Source organism: Microvirga antarctica (assembly GCF_017921815.1).
Lineage (GTDB): Bacteria > Pseudomonadota > Alphaproteobacteria > Rhizobiales > Beijerinckiaceae > Microvirga > Microvirga antarctica.
On record NZ_JAGEMM010000004.1, the window covers coordinates 338,651 to 359,914 of the forward strand.

Consider the following 21,264-nt stretch of genomic DNA (forward strand, 5'->3'; position numbering starts at 1 on the left):
GAGAGCGGCGGCCTTTGCCGCTCTCGTCGCGACACTGGGACCATCATGCAGAGCCACGGACTTGTCGATCTTCAGGTGAACGGCTTCGGCGGCGTCGATTTTAACGCGTCGCAGATCGATCGCGAGGCATTTGAGCGGGCGTTCGCAGCCATGTTCGCGACCGGCGTCACCACCTGCCTACCAACGATCATCACCGCATCCGTCGCGGATCTGCGGCTGCGCTTGGCGGCGCTCGACGAGGCGATCCGCAACAATCGGCGGGCGAGCGCGATGTCGCCGGGCTATCACCTCGAAGGGCCGTTTCTCAACCCCGCTGAAGGCTATGCGGGATGCCATCCCCCGGCTGTCATGATCGCACCTGATGCCGGCCTGGTTTTCGACCTCGAGAGAGGTCTGTCGCGGCCGATCCTTCTCGTCACGATCGCGCCGGAACTCCCTGGTGCCGAGACGTTCATCCGCGCCATGCGGCAGGCCGGAAAGATCGTGGCCATCGGTCATTCTGCCGCCGATGCCGAGACTGTCGCTATGGCGGCGACAGCGGGCGCGCAAATGTCGACCCATCTGGGCAATGGCATCCCGCAGTTCCTGCCGAAGCTCGACAACACGATTTTTGCGCAGCTCGCCGCGGATGGCCTGCAGGCGAGCTTCATCGCAGACGGGATCCACCTGCCGCAACCGGCCTTGCGGGCGATGGTGCGGGCGAAAGGGATCAGTCGCGCGATCCTTGTCACGGATGCGGTCTCGGCCGCCGGAACGGCTCCGGGCCGCTACAGCTTTGCGGGAATGACGATCGAGCACGGCAGCGACGGGAGTGTCCGTGCTCCAGGCGGTCGATCGCTTGCGGGTTCCGCCCTGACACTGGATCGTGCGGTTCGCAACATCGTCACGAGCGGAATCGCCAGCACGGAAGACGCCATCGCGATGGCGTCTGATCATCCGTTCGCACTTCTGGAGCCCGCCCTTCGGGCACACGGAATCGACGCCCCTGACCGTGGCCGGGTCGTCTGGTCCGAGGACCTGCATGTCATCGAGGTCCGGCTGGCGGATGAATGCTATTCTGCGGATCGGTCGATGCTAACGACGTCGGAAAGGAGCGGTCGTGACACCCTGAGCGGACGCGCATTCCCTAGTCTCACCAAACCATCAACAGAACCAGAAGAGGAAAAATCATGAGTCATGACCGAGGCAAGATTGATCGCCGGACACTGATCGGAGGTGCCGCCAGCATCGCTGTCGTGGCGGCAACGGGCGCACGCGCGCAAAGCCTGCCGCTTCCCAAAGCGCCGGTCGCCCTCAATGTGATCGACGTGGGTGGGGCGCTTGCGCTCATGCAGAAGGCCTTCGAGGAATATCGCAAGGCAAAGCCCGAGCTTGTTTCGCGCATCACCTACGTGAAGGCGCCCGCGCCGGAACTCGCCTCGAAGGTGAAGGCCCAGCAGGATGCGGGGCGCGTCGATATCGACATGGTGCTGACCGGAAGCGATGGCCTCGCCGCAGGCCTCGAGCAGAATCTTTGGATCAAGCTTCTGCCTGCCTATAATGACAAGTTCCCCGGCCTCGACGAGAACTACGAGCCTGCCGCTCTCAACCTGCACAAGGTGCAGGGCCAGGGCTTCGGCGTGGTGATCAATTATTACCCGTCCGGCCCGCTCCTCGAATATGCGCCTGAGCGCGTCAAGGATGTGCCCAAGACCGCCGAGGAACTGCTGGCCTGGGCAAAGGCCAACAAGAACCGCTTCATGTATGCAAGGCCGGCCAATTCTGGGCCCGGCCGGACGTTCATGATGGGCCTGCCCTACATCCTGGGCGACAAGGATCCCATGGATCCGATCAACGGATGGGACAAGACCTGGAGTTACCTGCGCGAGCTCAACCCCTACATCGAATACTACCCGGCCGGTACCGGCGCCACCATGAAGGAGTTCGGCGAAGGTTCACGGGATATGATCATCTCGACCACGGGCTGGGACATCAATCCGCGGGCGCTCGGGATCGTACCGGCCAGCGCGCAGATCGCCACGCTGAAGGGTTTTCACTGGGTCTCCGACGCCTTCTTCATGACGGTGCCGAAAGGCGTGTCAGAAGACAAGCTTGCGGTGCTGCTCGATCTCATGGCGTTCCTTCTCAAGCCGGAGCAGCAGGCCTTCTCATATGACGAGGGCTATCTCTATCCCGGTCCGGCTGTGAAGAACGTGCCTCTGTCCATGGCGCCGAAAGAGAGCCAGGACATCATCCGGCAGTTTGGGCGGCCCGAATACGCCGAACTCATCTCCGGCAATCCCATCGAGCTGCCGCTGACGCCAAGCAAGATGGTTCAGGCTTTCCGGCGATGGGACGAGGAGGTCGGCTCCAAGAAGGGCTGATCGCCTGCACCATTGCTATCGACGGCGGCTGTCGGAGACGATGGCCGCCGTTTGTTTGAGCGGGCACCAGGGCGATCTTCCGAGATGACCAGCGTATCCGCATCCCAGAAGTCTACATCTCTTCTAAACAAGAAAATTCCGTGACTGTAGCGTAACTGACAACGCATTCGACTTCATCAGATTAGAACAATTCCATAAAGAAGAATTTGTGTTGAAGTTGCGTGCGAAGCAGAATAGCCAGTGCCATCGAGTCCGGCGCAATCTTCCGCATCCTGTTTTGGCGTGAGGAATTGACCCGCGCCGACAAACGGATGGAGCGTGGAATGAGGTTGCGTCTGACTGCTGGAATCGCCCTGGCGGCCACGATGGCGCTGGGCGGGGTAGCGTTTGCTCAAGCGCCGCAGCCCAAGGCTGTCGTCGAGACCTACGGGTCCATCGCGGAGGCCATGTACGGCGATGCGCACGCGACGGCACAGAGCCTCGCCAAAGCCATCGATGCGTTTCTGGCCGATCCGACCGAGGGGACGCAGAAGACCGCGAAGAGCGCCTGGATCAAGGCTCGGGCGCCCTACCAGCAAACCGAAGGCTTCCGGTTCGGCAACAGGATCGTTGACGAATGGGAGGGCAGGGTCAATGCCTGGCCGCTGGACGAGGGACTGATCGATTACGTCGACACCAAGACCTATGGCGAGACCTCGGACGAGAATCCGCTTTATCGCGCCAACATTATCGCCAACACGCAGGTCAGGGTCGGTCGGAAACAGATCGACACCACGACGATCACCAAGAAACTTCTCTCGGGCACGTTGCAGGAGGCGGGCGGCGTCGAATCGAACGTCGCCATCGGCTATCACGCGATTGAATTTCTGCTCTGGGGTCAGGACCTCAACGGCACACAGGCGGGTGCCGGCGCCCGGCCCGCCACCGACTATTCGGTGCAGGCCTGCACCCATGGACATTGCGAACGTCGGCGTGCCTATCTGAAGGTCGTCACCGATCTGCTGGTGGACGATCTTGCCGAGATGGCGAAGGCATGGACAATCAAAGGCAACGCCCGCCAGGACCTCGCGAAGAAGAGCGTGAATCAGGGCCTGTCGACGATCCTGACCGGTCTCGGCAGCCTGTCCTATGGGGAACTCGCGGGCGAGCGCATGAAGCTCGGCTTGATCCTGCACGATCCGGAAGAAGAGCACGATTGCTTTTCCGACAACACGCACAATTCCCACTTCAACGACCAGGTCGGCATGGTGGCGATCTATCAGGGTCGCTACACACGGCCGGACGGACAGATCGTCGAGGGCCCCAGTCTCGCCGCCTATGCCAGGGCCAAGGCGCCGACAGAGGCTGCCGCGGTGGAGGCCGCCATGCAGGTCACGACGGACAAGCTCGGCGCCATCAAAGAGCGGGCTGATTCAGGGCGCGAGGCCTACGACCAGATGATTGCGGAGGGCAACAGCGAAGGCAACAAGATGGTGCAGGCTGGCGTCGATGCCCTTGTGGCTCAGGCGCGCGCCATCGAGGGCCTGGTGAAGAAGCTCGGCCTGTCCATCGCTCTCGAGGGGTCGGATAGTCTCGATCATCCCAGCACCGTGGCCCGCTGAGGCCATGAGGCTGGATCGCCGGCAGGTCCTGCAAGGCATCGCGGCTGGGAGTGTTGCGTCCATTGCGGGCGCTTCCAGCCTTCTCGCAAAGGCGCCTCCGCGAAATGCGCTTGCCAAGCGCCCGCCAGTGAAAGGCGGGCGCATTCACGACTGGCATCTGACCGCCATGGAACGCCCCGCTCGCCTGTTGGGCGCGTCGGGTCCGGAAAGCGCCGTCTGGTCCTATACCGATGACGTGATGCCGGTTAGACGCATCATGCTCGGCGACACGATCCGTGTGCGTCTCGAAAACCGACTGCGCGAGCATACCTCGATCCACTGGCACGGCGTGCGTGTTCCAAATGCCATGGACGGCGTGCCCTATCTGACGCAACCGCCCGTCCAGCCGGGCGAGAGTTTCGTCTATACGGTGACGCCCCCCGATCCGGGCACCTTCTTCATCCATCCGCATTGCAACGAATCCGCCCAGACGGGCCGCGGGATGAGCGGCGTGCTGATCGTCGAGGGCGATGCCAGGAGTCAGGTCGATGCGGACCTGGTTCTGGCCTACAAGGATTGGCGCCTCGCCACAGACGGAACCTGGCTTGCCTTCGAGACACCGGAAGGGGCAAGCCGCGCGGGCACCTTCGGCACCGTGCGATCCGTCAATGGCGCCGGGTCCTTTCAGGGCACCGTGCCGGCCCGCGGCGATATACGAATTCGTCTTCTCAACCTCGACAACACGCGGCTGATCGACATCGGCGTCGAAGGGGCCGAGGCCGTGGTGATCGCGATCGACGGCAACGCGGTTGCGCCGTTCCCGCTGGAGACCTGGCGCATGGGTCCGGCCATGCGGGTCGACCTGCTGGTGCGCGCCCCGAAGGCCGGCGCAGAATTTCAGGTGATCGACTATTTCTCGACCGAGACCTGGACCCTGGCGACCGTTCGGACATCCGCGCCTGCGGCACCATCCCGGCCGTTCGATCCCGATCTTCTCTATGAGGCGGTCGTTCCTCGGGCAGATCTGCGCAAGGCCGAACGGATGAGTTTTACCTTCAGCGCCAGCTCCGGTTCGCTTGCGGACGCGGCGGGACAGCTCGCGCCCGATGACCCCCTGGCGAAGATCCTGCTCGATGGGCTCTGCGTGCGGGACACGGCGTTCTGGGCCATCAACAAGGCGTCCTGGTCGGCCGGCGCGCATCGCACGCTGCCGCCGCCGTTGGGCCTGCTGAAAGCCGGCCAATCCTATGTGTTCGAGCTGATGAACGCGACGCCCCATCCGCATCCCATCCATCTCCATGGACACACCTTCGAGGTCCTGAGCGTGTCGCGCCTCGCCCGGCCCCGGCATCTCGCCGACACGGTTCTTCTCCAGCCCAAGGAGCGCGTCGAGATCGCGTTCGTGGCGGAGGAAGGAAACTGGATGTTTCACTGCCATGTGCTGGAGCATCTGGAATTCGGCATGATGGGCTACCTGCGCGTCGAGTCATGACCGTGCGTTGCAGCCTCTTTCGGATCGCGTGGCTCGCGGCAGCCCTGACCCCCTTGCCTGCCCATGCCCTCGACGATGCCATCGGGCGCGCGCTCTTCCGGCGCGCGTGGGTGCCGGCGCCGTCTTCGACCCTCAGCAACGATGGTCTCGGTCCCCTGTTCAACGCGCGCTCCTGCGCGGCCTGTCATGAAGGGCTCGACCGCAAGCCTGTCGCGGCGACGGGGGGCGTGGTGGTGGGCGAGCATCTGGTTCTGCGCCTCAGTGATCGCGACGGCCATCCGGACCCTGTTTATGGCCGCCAGCTTCAAACCGGCTCTGTGGCCGGCGTGGACCCGGAAGGAACCGTGACGTTTCGCGACGGGCGTTACCAGGCCTCCGCGCTCGCCTATGGGGATATGGCCGGTGAGACGCGGGTCGGCGCGCGCGTGGCGCCTGCATTGCGGGGCCTGGGCGCGCTTGAGTCTGTTCCGGACGAGGCGATCCTTGCGGGAGCGAACAACCGCGCCCGCACGGCGGATGGCGTGACGGGCCGGGTCAACTGGGTGACTGATTTGAACGGCCACCGTCGGGTCGGCAGGTTCGGGTGGAAAGCGTCTGCGGCCTCCATTTCGGACCAGGTCGAGACCGCGTTCCTGCTCGACCTCGGCCTCTCGACCAAGGGCCATCCGCGCGAGAGCGGCGATTGCACGGCCGGGCAGGCTGCCTGCCTGGGCGCTCCGCACGGGGGCGACGCCAGCGCGCCGGAAATGTCTGAGGCGATCGTCGCGCGGATCAGTACCTATCTGGCGGGCATCGCGCCCCCGGTCACGCCGGATGCCGATCCGCGAGGCCTGCATCTGTTCGAGGCCACCGGCTGCGCCGGCTGCCATCGGCCATCGCTGCCGGGCGCGCGCGGGCCCGTCCCTGCCTTCACCGATCTCCTGCTGCACGACCTCGGCCCCCGGACCGATGGCGGAGCGACCGATCCGGGTGTTGCTCCGAGCGAGTGGCGCACGGCACCCCTGTGGGGCCTGTCACGGATCGTGGAGGCCGGCGCCGGCTTCCTGCATGACGGCCGGGCCGCGACTATCGAAGAGGCGATTGCGTTTCACGGTGGCGAGGCGGATCGCGCGGCACTAGGCTTCCGCTCCCTGCCCGAGCGTGATCGCCAGCGGCTGCTGATCTTTTTGAGAGCATTGTGAGACCTGCCATGCGTTTGCTGTTCAGCCTGATGGCATTGGGCCTGTTGATGGCCTCGCCCCTCCATGCGCAGCCCAGCGCCGATGCGCGTCGGCAGCTCGTCCAGGCCGTCGCCCGGGAGGAGCTTGTTCCACGATACACCACCCTGGCGGCCGCGATGGCGGCGCAGGAGGCCGCCTGGACAGGGTTCTGCGCTACGCCGACCAAGGCCGGTTCTACGGGCGTTCAGGCGGCATTCCAGCAGGCGGCAGATGCCTGGTCGGGTGTCGAGTTTATTCTCTATGGCCCGATCAGCCGCGACTACCGCTTCGAGCGCATGGCCCATTGGCCGGAGCGCAACAACGCGGTGGGCCGTGGAGTGCAGGCCTTGCTGGCGCGAAGCGGCGACGACCTGTCGCCCGAGCGCTTCGCCAGCGTCAGCGCGGCCTCGCAGGGCCTGACCGCCCTGGAGCGTCTGCTCTTCGACGGCAATGCGCCGGACCTGTATTTCGCGACCGGCGAGGCTGCTACCCGGCGCTGCGCGGTCAGCTCGGCCATCGCGGCGGGTCTGGCGCGCACAAGCAGCCAGGTCCTGGCCGAATGGACGGGTCCCAACGGCGCTCTCGCGGCGCTGGAGACCGCGGATGCGCCGGCGATCGACGAGGCGTTGACGCGACTTGTCACGGATCACATCACGTCTCTCGAGATCATCTACGACAAGAAGCTGTCGGCCGTTCTCGGCAAGACGCAGGCGGAGGTCCGTCCTACCCTTGCGGAGGGCTGGCGCAGCGGCCTGTCCATGCGGGCGATCATCATCAATCTCGAGGCCATCGCGGCACTCACGCGGGCGCTCGCACCGCCGCCCTCGGGTGCTGGCGCATCGGTGGGCGCGGCGCTCGAGACCGCCCATCACGTCGCCGCAACGCTTCCGCCCGATATCGGCCGAACCGCCGCCGACCCCAAGCAACGCCCGCGCCTGATCCTGCTGCGCGATGCGGTGCGATCGGCGCGCGATCTTGCCGAACTTTCCCTCCCTGACGCACTCGGCGTCATCATCGGGTTCAATAGCCGCGATGGAGATTGATCGCCGTTCCTTTCTGGCAGCGCTCGGCGCGGCGATTGCCGGAAAGGCGCGTCCGCAGCGGGCCTCTGCCGCAACCGCCGAACCGCTCTACGTGTCGGCCTGCCTTGATGCGGACAACAAAGCCGCGGTCGCGGTGTTTTCGCTGGACGGATCGCTGCGCTTCACCACGGCCCTGCCGGAGCGCGGCCACGACACTTCCATTCGCCCGCTTTCAGCCGATCTCATCGTGTTCGCCCGCCGGCCCGGCGACTGGGCGGCCGTCATCGATCGCCGAACGGGAAGCGTCTTACAGGTCATCACTGCGCCGCCCGGCCGCCACTTCTACGGTCACGGGGTCTTCTCGGCCGATGGAACGCTGCTCTATGCGACCGAGAATCTCATCGCGACCGGGGAGGGTGTTCTGGGCGTCTACGATGCGGCCGCGGCCTATCGGCGGATCGGCGAGATGCCGAGCTTCGGCACAGGCCCGCACGACATCGCTTTCCTGCCGAACCGCCAGCATATGGTCGTAGCCAATGGCGGGATCAGGACCAATCCGCAGACCGGGCGCGAAATCTTGAACCAGGATCAGATGGACCCCAGCCTCGTCGTCGTCGATCCGGCTACCGGCAAGGCGCTGATGAAGATCGAGCTGGGGGCTGGCTTGCGGGGTCTCAGCATCAGGCATCTGGCGGTCTCTTCCGGCGGCGAAACCGTCTTCGGCTGCCAGTACACCGGCGAGGCCTCCGACATGCCGATGCTTGTCGGGACAATGAAGCCCGATGGCACCACGCGGTTTCTCGGGATGCCGGAAGACGACCTCGACGCGTTCAGGAACTATGTCGGGTCGGTGAGCCTCGATGCGGCCGAAAGGATCGTGGCCGCCACCAGCCCGATCGGCAATACGGTCGGGTTCTGGGATCTTGAATCAGGCCGCTTTCTCGGCCGCCGCAGGATGTCGGATGTGTGCGGCGTGGCGCCGGCTCCTGCCGATGGCGTGTTTCTCGTCACCTCGGGAAATTCCGGCATCCGCATGGCTCCGGTGGTCGACACTGCGCTCAGGCGCCTCGGCGGAACGGACCTTGATCGCTGGGTCTGGGACAACCACGTCCGCCTCCTATCGCCGTCCGCCCGCCCGCGCGGAGCGTGATCAGGATCGTGGGCCTAGCTCGCCTGCGCGAGACTTTCCTGCGCCAGCCGGGCCGCGACGAGGTCCGCGGCGGACATGGGCTTGCCGAAAAGCCATCCCTGCAGCATCGCGCCATCATGGGCGCGAAAATAGGCCGCTTGCTCTTCGGTCTCGACCCCTTCGGCGATCACCGCGACGGACAGGCTCTTGGCCATAGCCAACATGGCCGCCACGACACCGACCTTGGGCGAGCCCGACCCGACCAGGTCGGTGAAGCTCTTGTCGATTTTGATCGCATCGACCGGAAGTTCGTTCAGATAGGACAGGCTCGAGTAGCCAGTGCCGAAATCATCGATGTAGATCTGAAACCCGCGGCTGCGAAGATCGCGCAAGCCGTCATAGGCCGCCTGCGTCTCGAGGCTGACCTGCTCCGTCAGCTCGATGGCAACCTGGGACGGATGCACGCCATGGTCGAGAAAATGCGTTTGCAGCGCGTGCATAAGGGGTGCTCCCCCCAGATCTCCAGCCGCGACGTTCACCGTGACCCGGAAATCAGCATCGGCGCGCAATGCGTCGCCCAGATCGCGACCGACCTGCTGGATCGCCAGGCGCATGATCTGACCGGTGAAGCCCCCTGCTTCCGCGATGGCAACGAAGATCTCCGGCCGGATATAGCTCCCGTCCGGCAATTCCCATCGCATGAGAGCCTCGGCTGCCACGATGCGCAGCGTCTTGGCATCCACGACGGGCTGATAGAGCACGAACAGTTCCTGCCGAATCAGCGCTTGGCGGAGCCTGCTCTCGAGTGAGCGGCGCTGCTGCTGCCAGGTCAAGACCGACACCATTCCCAGCGCGCCCGTCAAGCCGCCGCCAAGTGCCAGGATGAGCAGGACCGGTCGGGCAGGAGAGAGCAGGGTGGGCAAGGACGCGCTTAATACATGACAGGTGGACACCTCCGGCAGGCAGCCGACCGCAAATAGCTGACCGGCGCGCCAGCCGATCCTGCCGTTCACCAGCTCGCTCTGGGGAAGCGCTACCGGCGCGCCCGCCTGTCTCGCTATCCGTCCACTCGAGGCATTGACGAAGAGCGATGCTACGCTGAAATCCCTGGGCACCATCGGCGTGCCCAGGGCATCGACCCGCAGGGCAACGCTGTAATTGCCTTGGCCGACAATCGTGACCGGCGTGTCGGGCGCCCAAGGCCGAGTGGCGTCCAGTCTGACCCGCGCGCCCCGCTCTGTTTCGAGATCCGGCTTGTCAAGCGGCAGGGGTGCGGCAAGGCGGCCACTGGTCAGCGTACAAAGCAAGAAGCCGTGTCGCTGATAGCCGATATCGTTGATAATCTGGGATTGAAACACGAGGCGTCGCCATGCCTGATTTTCGGCCTCGGAACAGGGTTCAGCCTTGATCGTGTTCAGGATTTTGAAGGCCCGGCTCACCTCCTGACCCTGCTGCTCGGTGCGATGGAGAAGAGTCGCGCTCACCTCCGTCAGCCGCTCGGTCGCGCCCCGCAGCACAAGCCCAAGCCCCAAGCCGGAAAACAGGATCGCCCCGAGGGTCGCACCCGCCACGATGCAAGCGGCCTTGCCCCATGTGAGCGACGATAGTGTTTGCCGCATGTGTCGGAGCATGGTCGGGCGTCGTCCCTCGCGGCATCTCAAGGCGCGTCGAAGACGGCACCTGACAGACTAAGATGTAAATCCTACAACGCTAGAAAATTCTCGGCCTCTGCACCGACAAACGCACGCGGGCCAAATCCGCCGCAGCCAGAGGCATTTTTTTTGCATTGAAATGCCGCGAGATCCTCCCCCGCTTTCGGATCGCGCGGCGTGCGGCCTGTCGAGCGATGCTATCATCGACAGAGCTCAGGACGTACGAAATCTCCTCGGCGTTCCTTCGCAAGCCGCTGACCCTGTCTCGGTCCGGCCGGGCATCGTTGGAAAATCCGGAAGAGTTCTGCAGCCGGCGGAACATCACGCGGCCGTGATCCTTATGGTTGTGTCGAGACTGAGAGCCCCTCGGTCTCGGAGAGAGAAGCTGTGTCATGTGCTGTCGATCGGACGCAGCCGATCCTGCCGGCTCCGACGCCTGTCTGTGCGCTGCTCCGGCGCGCTCCTCGCCACCCTGCTTTCGACCAAAGGATCTGAAAAACCATGGCCCGCAAAGACGACGCACCTTCCAGCACGGGAAAACCCGGCAACGGCGGAGAACTTCATCAAACAGCATCGGCTCCCGATGCGCGGATCACCACGAACCATGGGGTCCCGGTCTCGGACAACCAGAATTCCCTGAAGGGCGGACGGAGAGGTCCGACCCTGCTGGAAGATTTCGTCCTGAGGGAGAAGATCCAGCATTTCGACCATGAGCGCATTCCGGAGCGGATCGTTCACGCCCGGGGCTCCGCTGCCCACGGGTTCTTCGAGCTGACCCACTCCCTGGCCAAACACACCCGCGCCAAGGTGCTGACCGAAGTCGGGCAGAAGACCGAGGTCTTCGTGCGCTTTTCAACTGTCGCGGGCGGGGCGGGCTCCGTCGATACACCGCGCGACGTGCGCGGGTTCGCGGTCAAATTCTACACCAAGGAAGGCAATTGGGATCTGGTCGGCAACAACATTCCGGTCTTCTTCATCCAGGACGCCATCAAGTTTCCAGACCTCATCCACTCCGTGAAGATGGAGGCCGACCGCGGCTATCCGCAGGCGGCAAGCGCCCATGACACGTTCTGGGATTTCGTCAGCCTGATGCCCGAGGCCACGCACATGATCATGTGGGCCATGTCGGATCGGGGAATTCCGCGGTCGTTGCGGATGATGGAGGGCTTCGGGGTCAATACCTTCCGGTTGCTCAACGAGAAGGACGAGGCGGTGCTCGTCAAGTTTCACTGGCGTCCGAAACTCGGGCTGCAATCGACCTGCTGGGACGAGGCGGTCAAGATCGCCGGCGCCGATCCGGACTATCACCGCCGGGATCTTCATGAAGCCATCGCGGCTGGCGACTTCCCGGAATGGGAATTCGGCGTCCAGGTGCTGACGCAGGATGAGGCCGACGCGCTGCCGTTCGATATTCTCGACGCCACCAAGGTCATCCCCGAGGAAATGGTGCCGATCCAGATCGTCGGTCGGCTGGTGCTCGACCGGAATCCCGACAACTTCTTCGCCGAGACAGAGCAGGTCGCTTTCCTGCCGACCAATATGCCGCCTGGCATCGACGTGTCGGAGGATCCGCTCCTGCAAGGGCGCCTGTTCTCCTATCAGGACACGCAATTGTCGCGGCTAGGGACGGTCAATTTCCACCAGATTCCGATCAATCGCGCCAAGGGCTGCCCCTTCCAGAATCTCCAGCGCGACGGCCACATGCAGACCCAGGTGTTCCAGGGCCGGGCCAATTACGAGCCCAACAGCCTCGCCGAGGCGGGCGAGGAGGGCGGTCCGCGGGAGGATCCCCAGGGCGGGTTCCGCAGTTTTGCGCTCCCCCTCGAGGGGACAAAGGTCCGGCTGCGAGCCGAGTCCTTCGCCGATCATTACAGTCAGGCGCGCCTGTTCTTCCGCTCCCAGAGCGCGCCGGAGCAGGCCCACCTCGCCAGCGCCATCGTGTTCGAGTTGTCCAAGGTCTCGCTCGAGCACATCCGCACGCGGGTGCTCGGAAACCTGCGCAACGTGGACGAGGACCTGGCGCGACGGGTCGCCGAGGGTCTGGGGATGGATCTTCCCAAAAAGACCGCGGCGGCTGTAGAGCCCACGGACATGGCCCTGTCACCGGGCCTGCGTCTGATCGGCAAGTACCCTGACAGCCTGAAAGGGCGCGCTGTGGGCATTCTCGTGACCGACGGCGCCGACGGCGCTTTGGTCGAGGCGGTCCGGGCGGCAGCGGTGGGCGAGGGCGCAACTGTCCAGATCGTGGCGCCCAAGGTCGGCGGCGTGACCCTGAAGAATGGCAAGCGGCTGAAAGCCGACGGCCAACTCGCCGGCACCCCGTCGGTTATTTTCGACGCGGTGGCGCTCGTGCTGTCGAAGGAGGGTTGCGCGATGCTGCTGAACGACGGTGCGGCAGTCGATTTCGCCAAGAACGCCTTCGGGCATCTCAAGGCCATCGGCTTCACGGCCGACGCCCAGCCGCTTCTCGACAAGGCCGGCGTCGAGGCGGATGCCGGGATCGTTGATCTGAAGGGCGGCGCTCCCGCCTTTGTGGCGGCTGCCCGGACCCGGCAATGGGATCGCGAGCCGAAAGTGCGTCTGCTGGCATGACCCTCCGACCGTGACTGTCTGATCGTGGCGGCTCCCGAGGGGGCCGCCACCTTTCGTCTGAACCCTAACCGTCTTTTTACCTGTCGGGCGGATGGTGCGCTGACGCGTCGGCCTTCGGGACGTCACGAAGCTTGGAGCCCATCGAGATCATGCGACCCAGTCCCCAGCCCGCCCTCAGCCCCCCGCCACTGTCGGATTCGCGTCCGACCGAGACCCGGACCCCCGAGGTCGCGGCGCATCCCGTGCGTGGGCCTCAGGGGCCGATCGAGCATCGCTGGAAAACCCCCTGGTCCGAGGCGGGCCTGCCGGAACCAGGCTGGTGGAAGGCGTTCGCCGTGGACAGGAACGTGCGGTCGACGAGGACTCCCCAGCGCGTGACCGCCGATCGTACGGCCACGCTCGCCAAGGCGAGCGCCATCGTGGCCGCCGTGACCAAGACCCTCGAACCCCGCCCGCATCCAGAAGAGGTGTCCGCCGCGGCGGCAAAGCCCCAGGAGAACCCCGTGCGCCACCAGATCGCGGACCTGCATTCAGCCCTGTTGCCGCAGCCTGCTCCAGCCGCGGCCCCCATGCGGCGGCAGGCTCGGTCTGACACCGCGCCCGCAGCGCGACCCCTTGAGGAGCCGGGTTCTGCCACCGGGTCGTTCGGTTGGGTGAGCCGGTCCTACGTGGTTGACATTCTCTCGCTCGAATCGACGTTCAGCGGGGCTGAACCTTGGCAGGCAGCGGATGTCGGCGACGCCGAGCCGCTGTCCTTCGCGCCGGTCGTGCCGTGGGACGTGGAGACACCGGTCGACGAGCCATCCGTGGCGCCTGCGTTGACGCCTATGCGTCAAATCGAACAATCGTTAGATCTGAGCGGGGCCGGCGAAGAATCGGACTTTCTCTGGCTTTACGAGACTGGCGCAACCCCTCTTCCTGCGACGGCACCCGACCCCGACCCCGACCCCGATCCCGAACCGCTCGATCTGACCCTTGCTGCGCGCGTGGTGCGCCCCGCCGAGCCAATCGTGACGCCTCCGACCGCCGAAGTGATTCCCTTCGCGCGCAGCCGCCCCGAGTCGACGGAGTACGAGCTGCCGGATATCGCCCTGCTGGCCGAGCCTCCTGTCACGGAGGGTCCAATCCTCACCGACGATATTCTCGAGGCCTCGGCCGGTCGCCTCGAAAAGGTGATCCGCGATTTCGGCGTCAAGGGCGAGATCATCCATGTGCGGCCCGGTCCCGTGGTCACGCTGTATGAATTCGAACCCGCGCCGGGCACCAAATCCGCCCGTGTTATTGCTCTGTCGGACGACATCGCGCGCTCCATGAGCGCCGTCTCTGCCCGCGTGGCAGTGATTCCCGGCCGCAACGCCATTGGCATCGAGTTGCCGAATGAGACGCGTGATACGGTCTATCTGCGCGAACAGCTCGAAAGCGCGGATTTCAAAGCCTCGAAGCAGAAGCTTCCCCTATGTCTGGGCAAGACCATCGGGGGCGAGCCGGTGATCGCCGATCTCGCCCGCATGCCGCATCTGCTGGTCGCCGGCACCACTGGCTCGGGCAAGTCGGTCGCCATCAACACCATGATCCTGTCCCTGCTCTACCGGTTCACCCCGCAGGAATGCCGGCTGATCATGGTCGATCCCAAGATGCTCGAATTGTCCGTCTATGACGGCATTCCGCACCTGCTCACCCCCGTCGTCACCGATCCCAAAAAGGCGATTATCGCGCTGCGCTGGGCCGTGCGCGAGATGGAAGAGCGCTACAAGAAGATGTCGAAGCTCGGCGTGCGCAACATCGACGGCTTCAACGTGCGGGTGTCGGAGGCCAAGGCCCGCGGCGAGGTCATCACCCGCACGGTCCAGACCGGGTTCGAGAAGGAAACCGGCCAGGCGGTCTACGAGGACGAGGTCATGGATCTCGAGCCGCTGCCCTACATCGTGGTCATCGTCGACGAGATGGCCGACCTGATGATGGTGGCCGGCAAGGAGATCGAGGGCGCGATCCAGCGGCTGGCCCAGATGGCGCGCGCCGCCGGCATCCATGTGGTGCTGGCGACCCAGCGCCCGTCGGTGGACGTGATCACCGGCACCATCAAGGCGAACTTCCCGACCCGGATTTCCTTCCAGGTCACCTCCAAGATCGACAGCCGGACGATTCTCGGCGAGATGGGGGCCGAACAGCTCCTCGGCCAGGGCGACATGCTCTACATGGCGGGCGGCGGCCGCATCACCCGCGTGCACGGCCCGTTCTGCTCCGACGAGGAGGTCGAGAAGGTCGTGGCCCACCTCAAGCGGCAAGCCAAGCCTGTCTATCTCGAGGCCGTGACGGCAGAGGACGAGGAAGAGCTGGACGTCGAGGAAACTCCGGTGTTCGACGAAGGCGATTTCGGCGCGCCCTCGGGGGATCTCTACGATCAGGCCGTCTCCATCGTTCTGCGCCACAAGAAGGCCTCGACGTCCTACATCCAGCGCCGCCTGCAGATCGGCTACAACCGCTCGGCTTCGATCATGGAGCGGATGGAGAAGGAAGGCGTCGTGGGGCCCGCAAACCACGCGGGCAAGCGCGAGATCCTGATGGGAGGCGACAGCCGCGACTTCGAATAGCGGCCGTCCGGCGGCTCTCTCCGTGGGAAGGGCCGCCTAGCCTTCGGGCGCAGGGATTGTGTAGGGTGATCGCCCGCCACCAAAGCGATCACCCATGCGATTCACCTTCATTCACGCGGCCGATCTGCACATCGACAGCCCCTTTGCGGGCCTGGGCCTGAAGGATCAGGCGGTGGCTGCGCGCTTTGCCAAGGCGGGACGCCAGGCGGTGGAATCGCTTGTCGCTGAGGCAATCGACAGCCAGGCCGCCTTCGTGATCATCGCTGGCGATGTATTCGACGGGGACTGGAAGGACGTCACGACAGGGCTGTTCTTTGCCCGCGCCCTCGGTGCCCTGCATCGGGCCAGCATCCCGACCGTGATGGTCAAAGGCAACCACGATGCCGACAGCATCATGTCCCGGGGCCCGCTCGCCTATCCGGAGACCGTGCGGACCTTTGCGTCGAACAGGGCCGAGACCTACGCCCTCGAGGACTGTCGGGTCGCCTTGCACGGCCGCAGTTTCAGCAGCCGCAAGGTCGCCGATGACTTCGTGGCCTCATATCCGCAAAGGCGCGAAGGCTGGCTCAATATCGGGGTGCTGCACACGGCCCTCGACGGCACGCGGGGGCACGAAGCCTACGCGCCCTGCACGGTCGATGACCTGCGCCGATTCGGGTACGATTACTGGGCATTGGGCCATATCCACGCCGCCGAGACGGTGAGCGAGGATCCCTGGATCGTCTATCCGGGCAATGTGCAGGGCCGCAGCGTCCGCGAGACGGGCGCCAAGGGCGCCGTGCGCGTGACGGTCGAGGATGGACGAATCATTGCGGTCGAGCCGCTGGTCCTCGACGCAGCGCGTTGGGCCCATGAAACCATCGACGTTTCCGGATGCAGCGACGAGGCCGAGGTGCTGACCCTGATCCGCGAGGCTCTGCGGCAGCTTCATCCCGGGTCCGGCGGCCGTCCGCTGGCGGTGCGCTTGACGCTCTCTGGAACGACGTCTGCCCATGCAAGGCTGGTCGCCCGACGCGAGGCGATCGAGGAAGAAGCACGCGCCCTCGGGTTCCAGTTTGCGGATGATTGCTGGGTTGAGCAGGTCAAGCTCGCGACCGTGGCGCCCGCCCGCGTGTCGGACCGCGCCGCCGAGCCTGACGCCCTCGATGTGGCCGGTTTGCTGGAGGCGGCGGCGGACGATCCCGCCTTCCGCAGCGTCCTGTCGGAGCTTCTCGCGAGCGTTGCCGACAAATTGCCCCGCGATCTTCGCGCCGAATTATCCGTCGAGGATCCAGACGCCCTGGAGCAGCTTGCCTTGCAGGCGCGCGACTACCTCGTGGGGGCGCTCCCCTCGTGAGACTCGAAACCCTCACGCTGGAACGCTACGGGGCGTTTTCCGACCGCACCCTGACCTTCAGGGCAGGCGCTTCCGTGCACGTGGTGGTGGGCGCCAACGAGGCCGGCAAGACATCGGCGCTGTCGGCCATCGGCGATCTGCTCTTCGGGTTTGGACATACGACGACGTACGCGTTCAGCCATGAGGCAAAGGCCCTGCGGGTGGGTGGTGTCGTCCGGCTGGCCGACGGCACCGCACTTGCCTTCCGGCGACGGAAGGGCGCCAAGAACACCCTCGTGGATGCGCGCGACGACGCCCTGCCCGACGATCTTCTGTCACCCCTCATCGGGACGATCGGGCGAGAGACATTCGGAACCGAATTCGGCCTGACGGCACAGACCCTGCGCGCGGGCGGACACGAATTGCTCAAGGCGGGCGGACGGTTGGCCGAAACCCTGGCCGCCAGTTCGGCCGGCCTGTCGGCCCTTTCGCGCCTGCGCGAGCAGCTGGTGCTTGAGGCCGATGCCCTGTTCACGCCGCGCAAATCCGCCGGAAAGACCTTCTACCTCGCCTCCGCACGCCACGAAGAGGCGGAGCGCCGTCTGCGCGACGCCATCGTCACTGCCGATGCGTTGTCGAGTGCCGACGCGGCCGTAGGCAACGCCGGGATTGCGCTTTCAGCCCTGAACAGGGAACACGAGCAGACCGGTCGCGATCTCGCCCGGCTCCAGCGGGCTCTTCGAACCCGCCCGAAGCTCGCGCGACTCGACGCGATCGGGCAGGATCTGCTCTCGTTCCAGGATCTTCCCCAGGTTGGAGAGTCGATGGTCGATGCCTGGCGGAGCGCGGTCTCGGCCGACGCCCAGATGGCCGCTCAATTCAGCGAGCTGGCCCAGGCCGATGCCGCGGACGCCGCATCCATCGCGGCCCTGTCGGTCGACGAGGCGGTGCTGTCCGAGGGTGTCACGATCGATGCCCTGCGCGAGCGCATCGGCGCGGTTCGCAAGGCCATCGAAGATCTGCCGCGCCGGCGCGAGGCGCGCCGCACGGCGCAGGACGCGCTCGACGAAGCAGCGAGGCGAATGGGCCTTCCCTCCCACGGGGTTCTGCTGGAAGCTTTGCCCACCGATCACGCGTTGGCGCGCGTCCGCGAACTGATCGATCAGCGCCGGCGTGATGAGGAGCGCCGCCGTGAGGCGGAAGACAGGGCCGAAAGGGCCCGCCGGGAGAAGGCCCGCCTTGCGCCGGCGGAAGGTGAGATCACCACCGTTGTCGATCCCGAATCGTTCCGGCAGCGACTCGACTCCATGGCCGATGTCGAGGCGGATGTAGACCGACTCTTGCGGGACCGGGCCAGTTGCGAGGCCGAGGACCATGCTCTGACCGAGACGGCGGCCGCCTTGTTTCCGAGGGCTGGCGATCCCGCCGCCCTCGCAATCCTGTCTCTGCCCGACGCAACGACCATCGCGGCTCATGCTCGCGCCGCCGAGAAGCTCAGCGATGAGATCTCCGAAGTACGGAATCGCCGGCAGAGCGCGGATCAGACGGTCGCCGCCGAGCGCGCGGAGATCGTCCGATTGTCGCGGGAAGGTGCGAGCGTGACTCGCCTCGACCTCCTCGCCGCGCGCGACGACCGCGATTCCGCATTTCGCGCGTTGTCGGCCGACCTTGACCGCGAGGAGGCCGCGTTGAGAGCAGGTCTGGCCACCTTGGAGACGCTTTCTCAGTCCCTCGATGCGGTCACCGATCAATTGCTGTCCGACAGCGCGCGCGCCGCCCGTCGCCAGGCTGCCGAGGAGCGACTCGCGGATGGCATTGCCGAGGGCGAGCGCCTGAGTGAGCAGGTCGCCATCCTTGAGGCACGAAGGGTTGCCGAGGAATCCGCGTGGCGCAGCCTCTGGGACGGGACAGGTGTTGCTCCGCGCCAGCCCGCCGACATGGCTCTGTGGCGGGAGGGCGTGCAACGGATCGTCGAGCGCCGCTCGCATCTTGCCACCCGCATGGCCGAAATCGGCGCGCTGGCGGTGCGGCTCGAGTCGCGTCGGTCCGCCTTGTCGGACCTCCTCGCGGAATATGGCCGTAGCCCACCTCCGGGCCTTGCCGTGGACCTTCTCTATCGCGAGGCGCGCGCGCGTCAGGCCGAGATGCAAAAAACCTGGGCCGAAGCGGTGGGGAACGCTGTCGCGCGGGCGCGTGCGGAGCAGGACCTTGCCGAAGGCACAGCTGTCCTGTCACGTCTGGACGCGGCCTTGTCGGATCACGCGCTAGCGTGGCCCGGGGCCATGCGGGCGATCGCATTTCCTCCCGAGTCGTCGGTCGCGGAGGCGGAGGCTGCCCTTCAGGTCTGGCAATCGGTGCCCCGCGAGAAGCAGATCTTTGAACGAGAGGGCCGCAGCATCGACGGCATCGAGCGGGATCTCGCCGACTTTGATCGGGATGTGGCCGCTGTCTGCGCGGCGGTTGCTCCCGACCTCATCGATGAACAGGCCCAGAAAGCCCTCGAAGGCCTCACGGTTCGGCTGGTAGCAGCCAGACGCGCGGCTGATTCCCGCGCCCGTCTCCGGCAGTTGGCCACGGAGCGGGACACACGCCGCTCGTCGCTCGCAGCCCGCCGCGAGGCTGTCGCGGCGGTGCTCAACGAGGCGTTCGCGACGTTGGGCGTGTCAGAGCAGAGCGATCTCGCCGCAGCGCTCGATCGACTGGGGCATCGTCATCGCCTCGACGCCGAACGCGCGCTGGTCACGCGCGATCTGATCGACGCGGCGGATGGCCTCGACGAGGATGCGGTCCGCTTGGAACAGGTTGGCCTCGACCCCGACCTGCTGCCGGGGGAGGTCGAGCGATTGACCGCGCGGCAGAGCCAGCTTCTGGCCGAAATTCGCGATGCGGCCATCAGGCAGCATCAGGCCGAACAGGAGCGCGAAGCGCTCGCCCGTGGACGTGACGCTGGCGGAGCGGCGCGCGAGCGGGCGGAGGCGTCTGCGGAGCTTCTGTCGATCGCGCAAAGCTGGGTCGTGCGCGCAGCCGCTGCACGGCTCGCCACACGGGCTATCGAGCGGCATCGCGCTGCCGTGCAGGATCCCCTTGTGTCCCGGGCGGGCGCCCTGTTCAGCCTTGCGACGGCAGGCTCATTCAGTGGCCTCGGAGCCGATTACGACGAGTCCGATCGGCCGATTCTGGTGGCTTTGCGCGTGGACGGCACGCGGGTTCCGGTGGCGGGCCTGAGCGAGGGAAGCCGCGATCAGCTCTTCCTCGCCCTGCGTCTCGCGCTACTCGAATATCGCAGCGCGGAGCCATTACCCTTCATCGGCGACGATCTGCTGGCGAGTTTCGACGAAACCCGGACGGCCCGCACCTTATCGGTGTTGGCAGCCTTCGGGGATGCGCGGCAGGTCATCCTGTTCACGCACCACCGGCATGTGGCCGACCTGGCCGAAGCGACCTTGGGGCCAGCGGTCGACGTCATCAATTTGTAGCGGGCTGTTGGCTATCGATCGACCTTGCCCGCAGTGGTGAGCTGGCCCCGACCCGGTTGCCAGACGGGATCGGGCGTCAGCCACAGCTGCGGATCGCGCATGGCGCGGGCGAGCTCACGGGCCTGGATGGCGAGGAATCGCTCCCCCTTCTCGCGGGTGGCCGTGCGGGGATCGCCCCAGGTGCCGGTCACGGGAGCACGCTCTGAGAACGAGTAGAATCGCGAGAACCCGGCGGGCGCCGCAATCGGCTGGGGGGCCTGTTGCATGGCCTCGTCCAGTTTGTCGGCGCGCACGGTGTCGCCGGCAATTGCCATCATGATCGAGGTTTCGCCCTCGCAGGCATGTTTGGGCCCCGTATCGGATTCGAAGATCTCGGCGACCTCGTCCGGTGCCAGAAACCATGCGGTCGTGGCCACGATCGGAATCTCATAGGCGACCGCCAGTTCGCGAATGGCCACCGCAAGCGGGTCGACGTTGCCGCCATGGCCGTTGACGATGAGCAGACGCGCGAATCCAAGCGCCTTGAGCGAACGCACAACGCCCCGCAGGATGCCGTGATAGGCGTCGTAGTCGAGGCTGATGGTGCCGCCGAAAGGGAGATGGTGTTCGCTGAGTCCAAGCCACAATCCGGGGAGGACGGCGACGGGCAACTCCTGCGCCACCAGGTGCGCCGCCCGGATCGCCGCAGCGCTGGCGCTGGCGGTGTCGGTGATGACGGGCAGGTGCGGGCCGTGCTGTTCCAGCGAGCCGACCGGCAGAACGGCGAGCGCGCCGGGGCGCGCCGCCAGCGCCCGAAGATCGGGCGCAGTCATGCGGGCCCATTCCACTTCCATCGTCATTGCTTGTCTCCTGT

General features: G+C 65.7%; 13 protein-coding genes. 11 read left to right on the forward strand and 2 right to left on the reverse strand.

What is annotated here, in order from left to right:
- The first annotated feature begins 45 nt into the window (after nt 1-45).
- From J4G32_RS14765 to J4G32_RS14795, 7 genes are all read left to right on the forward strand, one after another.
- Nucleotides 46-1,173 carry an N-acetylglucosamine-6-phosphate deacetylase gene (locus tag J4G32_RS14765; protein WP_210496029.1) on the forward strand — a complete coding sequence of 376 codons (1,128 nt, stop codon included), beginning with the start codon at nt 46-48 and terminating at the stop codon, nt 1,171-1,173.
- The gene (locus tag J4G32_RS14770; protein WP_210496030.1) at nt 1,170-2,363 is read left to right on the forward strand and encodes an ABC transporter substrate-binding protein; all 1,194 of its coding nucleotides are present in this window, start codon (nt 1,170-1,172) and stop codon (nt 2,361-2,363) included. Before J4G32_RS14765 ends, J4G32_RS14770 begins: the two co-directional genes overlap by 4 nt.
- A gap of 323 nt (nt 2,364-2,686) precedes the next feature.
- The gene (locus J4G32_RS14775; protein ID WP_210496032.1) at nt 2,687-3,964 is read left to right on the forward strand and encodes an imelysin family protein; all 1,278 of its coding nucleotides are present in this window, start codon (nt 2,687-2,689) and stop codon (nt 3,962-3,964) included.
- Nucleotides 3,965-3,968: 4 nt separating this feature from the next.
- Nucleotides 3,969-5,435 (forward strand): multicopper oxidase family protein, encoded by a 1,467-nt coding sequence (locus J4G32_RS14780; protein WP_210496034.1) that lies wholly within the window; start codon nt 3,969-3,971, stop codon nt 5,433-5,435.
- Nucleotides 5,432-6,616 carry a di-heme oxidoredictase family protein gene (locus tag J4G32_RS14785; protein ID WP_210496036.1) on the forward strand — a complete coding sequence of 395 codons (1,185 nt, stop codon included), beginning with the start codon at nt 5,432-5,434 and terminating at the stop codon, nt 6,614-6,616. Before J4G32_RS14780 ends, J4G32_RS14785 begins: the two co-directional genes overlap by 4 nt.
- A gap of 8 nt (nt 6,617-6,624) precedes the next feature.
- Entirely contained in the window at nt 6,625-7,677 is a 1,053-nt protein-coding gene (locus J4G32_RS14790; protein ID WP_210496038.1) for an imelysin family protein, read from the forward strand.
- Nucleotides 7,667-8,806 (forward strand): DUF1513 domain-containing protein, encoded by a 1,140-nt coding sequence (locus J4G32_RS14795; protein WP_210496041.1) that lies wholly within the window; start codon nt 7,667-7,669, stop codon nt 8,804-8,806. The genes J4G32_RS14790 and J4G32_RS14795 overlap by 11 nt, the downstream gene beginning before the upstream one ends.
- 14 nt (nt 8,807-8,820) lie before the next feature.
- Here the strand turns inward: J4G32_RS14795 and J4G32_RS14800 are convergent, their stop codons facing one another.
- Entirely contained in the window at nt 8,821-10,404 is a 1,584-nt protein-coding gene (locus J4G32_RS14800; protein ID WP_210496048.1) for an EAL domain-containing protein, read from the reverse strand.
- A gap of 534 nt (nt 10,405-10,938) precedes the next feature.
- Here J4G32_RS14800 and J4G32_RS14805 point away from each other — a divergent pair.
- The 4 genes from J4G32_RS14805 to J4G32_RS14820 all read left to right on the forward strand — a co-directional run bounded on the left by J4G32_RS14805 (nt 10,939) and on the right by J4G32_RS14820 (nt 20,411).
- Nucleotides 10,939-13,029, forward strand: coding sequence for a catalase (locus tag J4G32_RS14805; RefSeq protein WP_210496057.1), 2,091 nt, complete (start codon nt 10,939-10,941; stop codon nt 13,027-13,029).
- A 149-nt stretch (nt 13,030-13,178) separates the two neighbouring features.
- On the forward strand, nt 13,179-15,620 hold the full coding sequence (locus J4G32_RS14810) for a DNA translocase FtsK (protein WP_210496058.1): 2,442 nt from the start codon (nt 13,179-13,181) through the stop codon (nt 15,618-15,620).
- 94 nt (nt 15,621-15,714) lie between these two features.
- Nucleotides 15,715-16,956 carry a metallophosphoesterase family protein gene (locus tag J4G32_RS14815; protein ID WP_210496062.1) on the forward strand — a complete coding sequence of 414 codons (1,242 nt, stop codon included), beginning with the start codon at nt 15,715-15,717 and terminating at the stop codon, nt 16,954-16,956.
- The gene (locus J4G32_RS14820; protein WP_210496064.1) at nt 16,953-20,411 is read left to right on the forward strand and encodes an AAA family ATPase; all 3,459 of its coding nucleotides are present in this window, start codon (nt 16,953-16,955) and stop codon (nt 20,409-20,411) included. The genes J4G32_RS14815 and J4G32_RS14820 overlap by 4 nt, the downstream gene beginning before the upstream one ends.
- Before the next feature lie 11 nt (nt 20,412-20,422).
- On the opposite strand, the gene J4G32_RS14825 is transcribed toward J4G32_RS14820, so the two are convergent.
- Nucleotides 20,423-21,250 carry a creatininase family protein gene (locus J4G32_RS14825; protein WP_210496067.1) on the reverse strand — a complete coding sequence of 276 codons (828 nt, stop codon included), beginning with the start codon at nt 21,248-21,250 and terminating at the stop codon, nt 20,423-20,425.
- Nucleotides 21,251-21,264 lie beyond the last annotated feature (14 nt).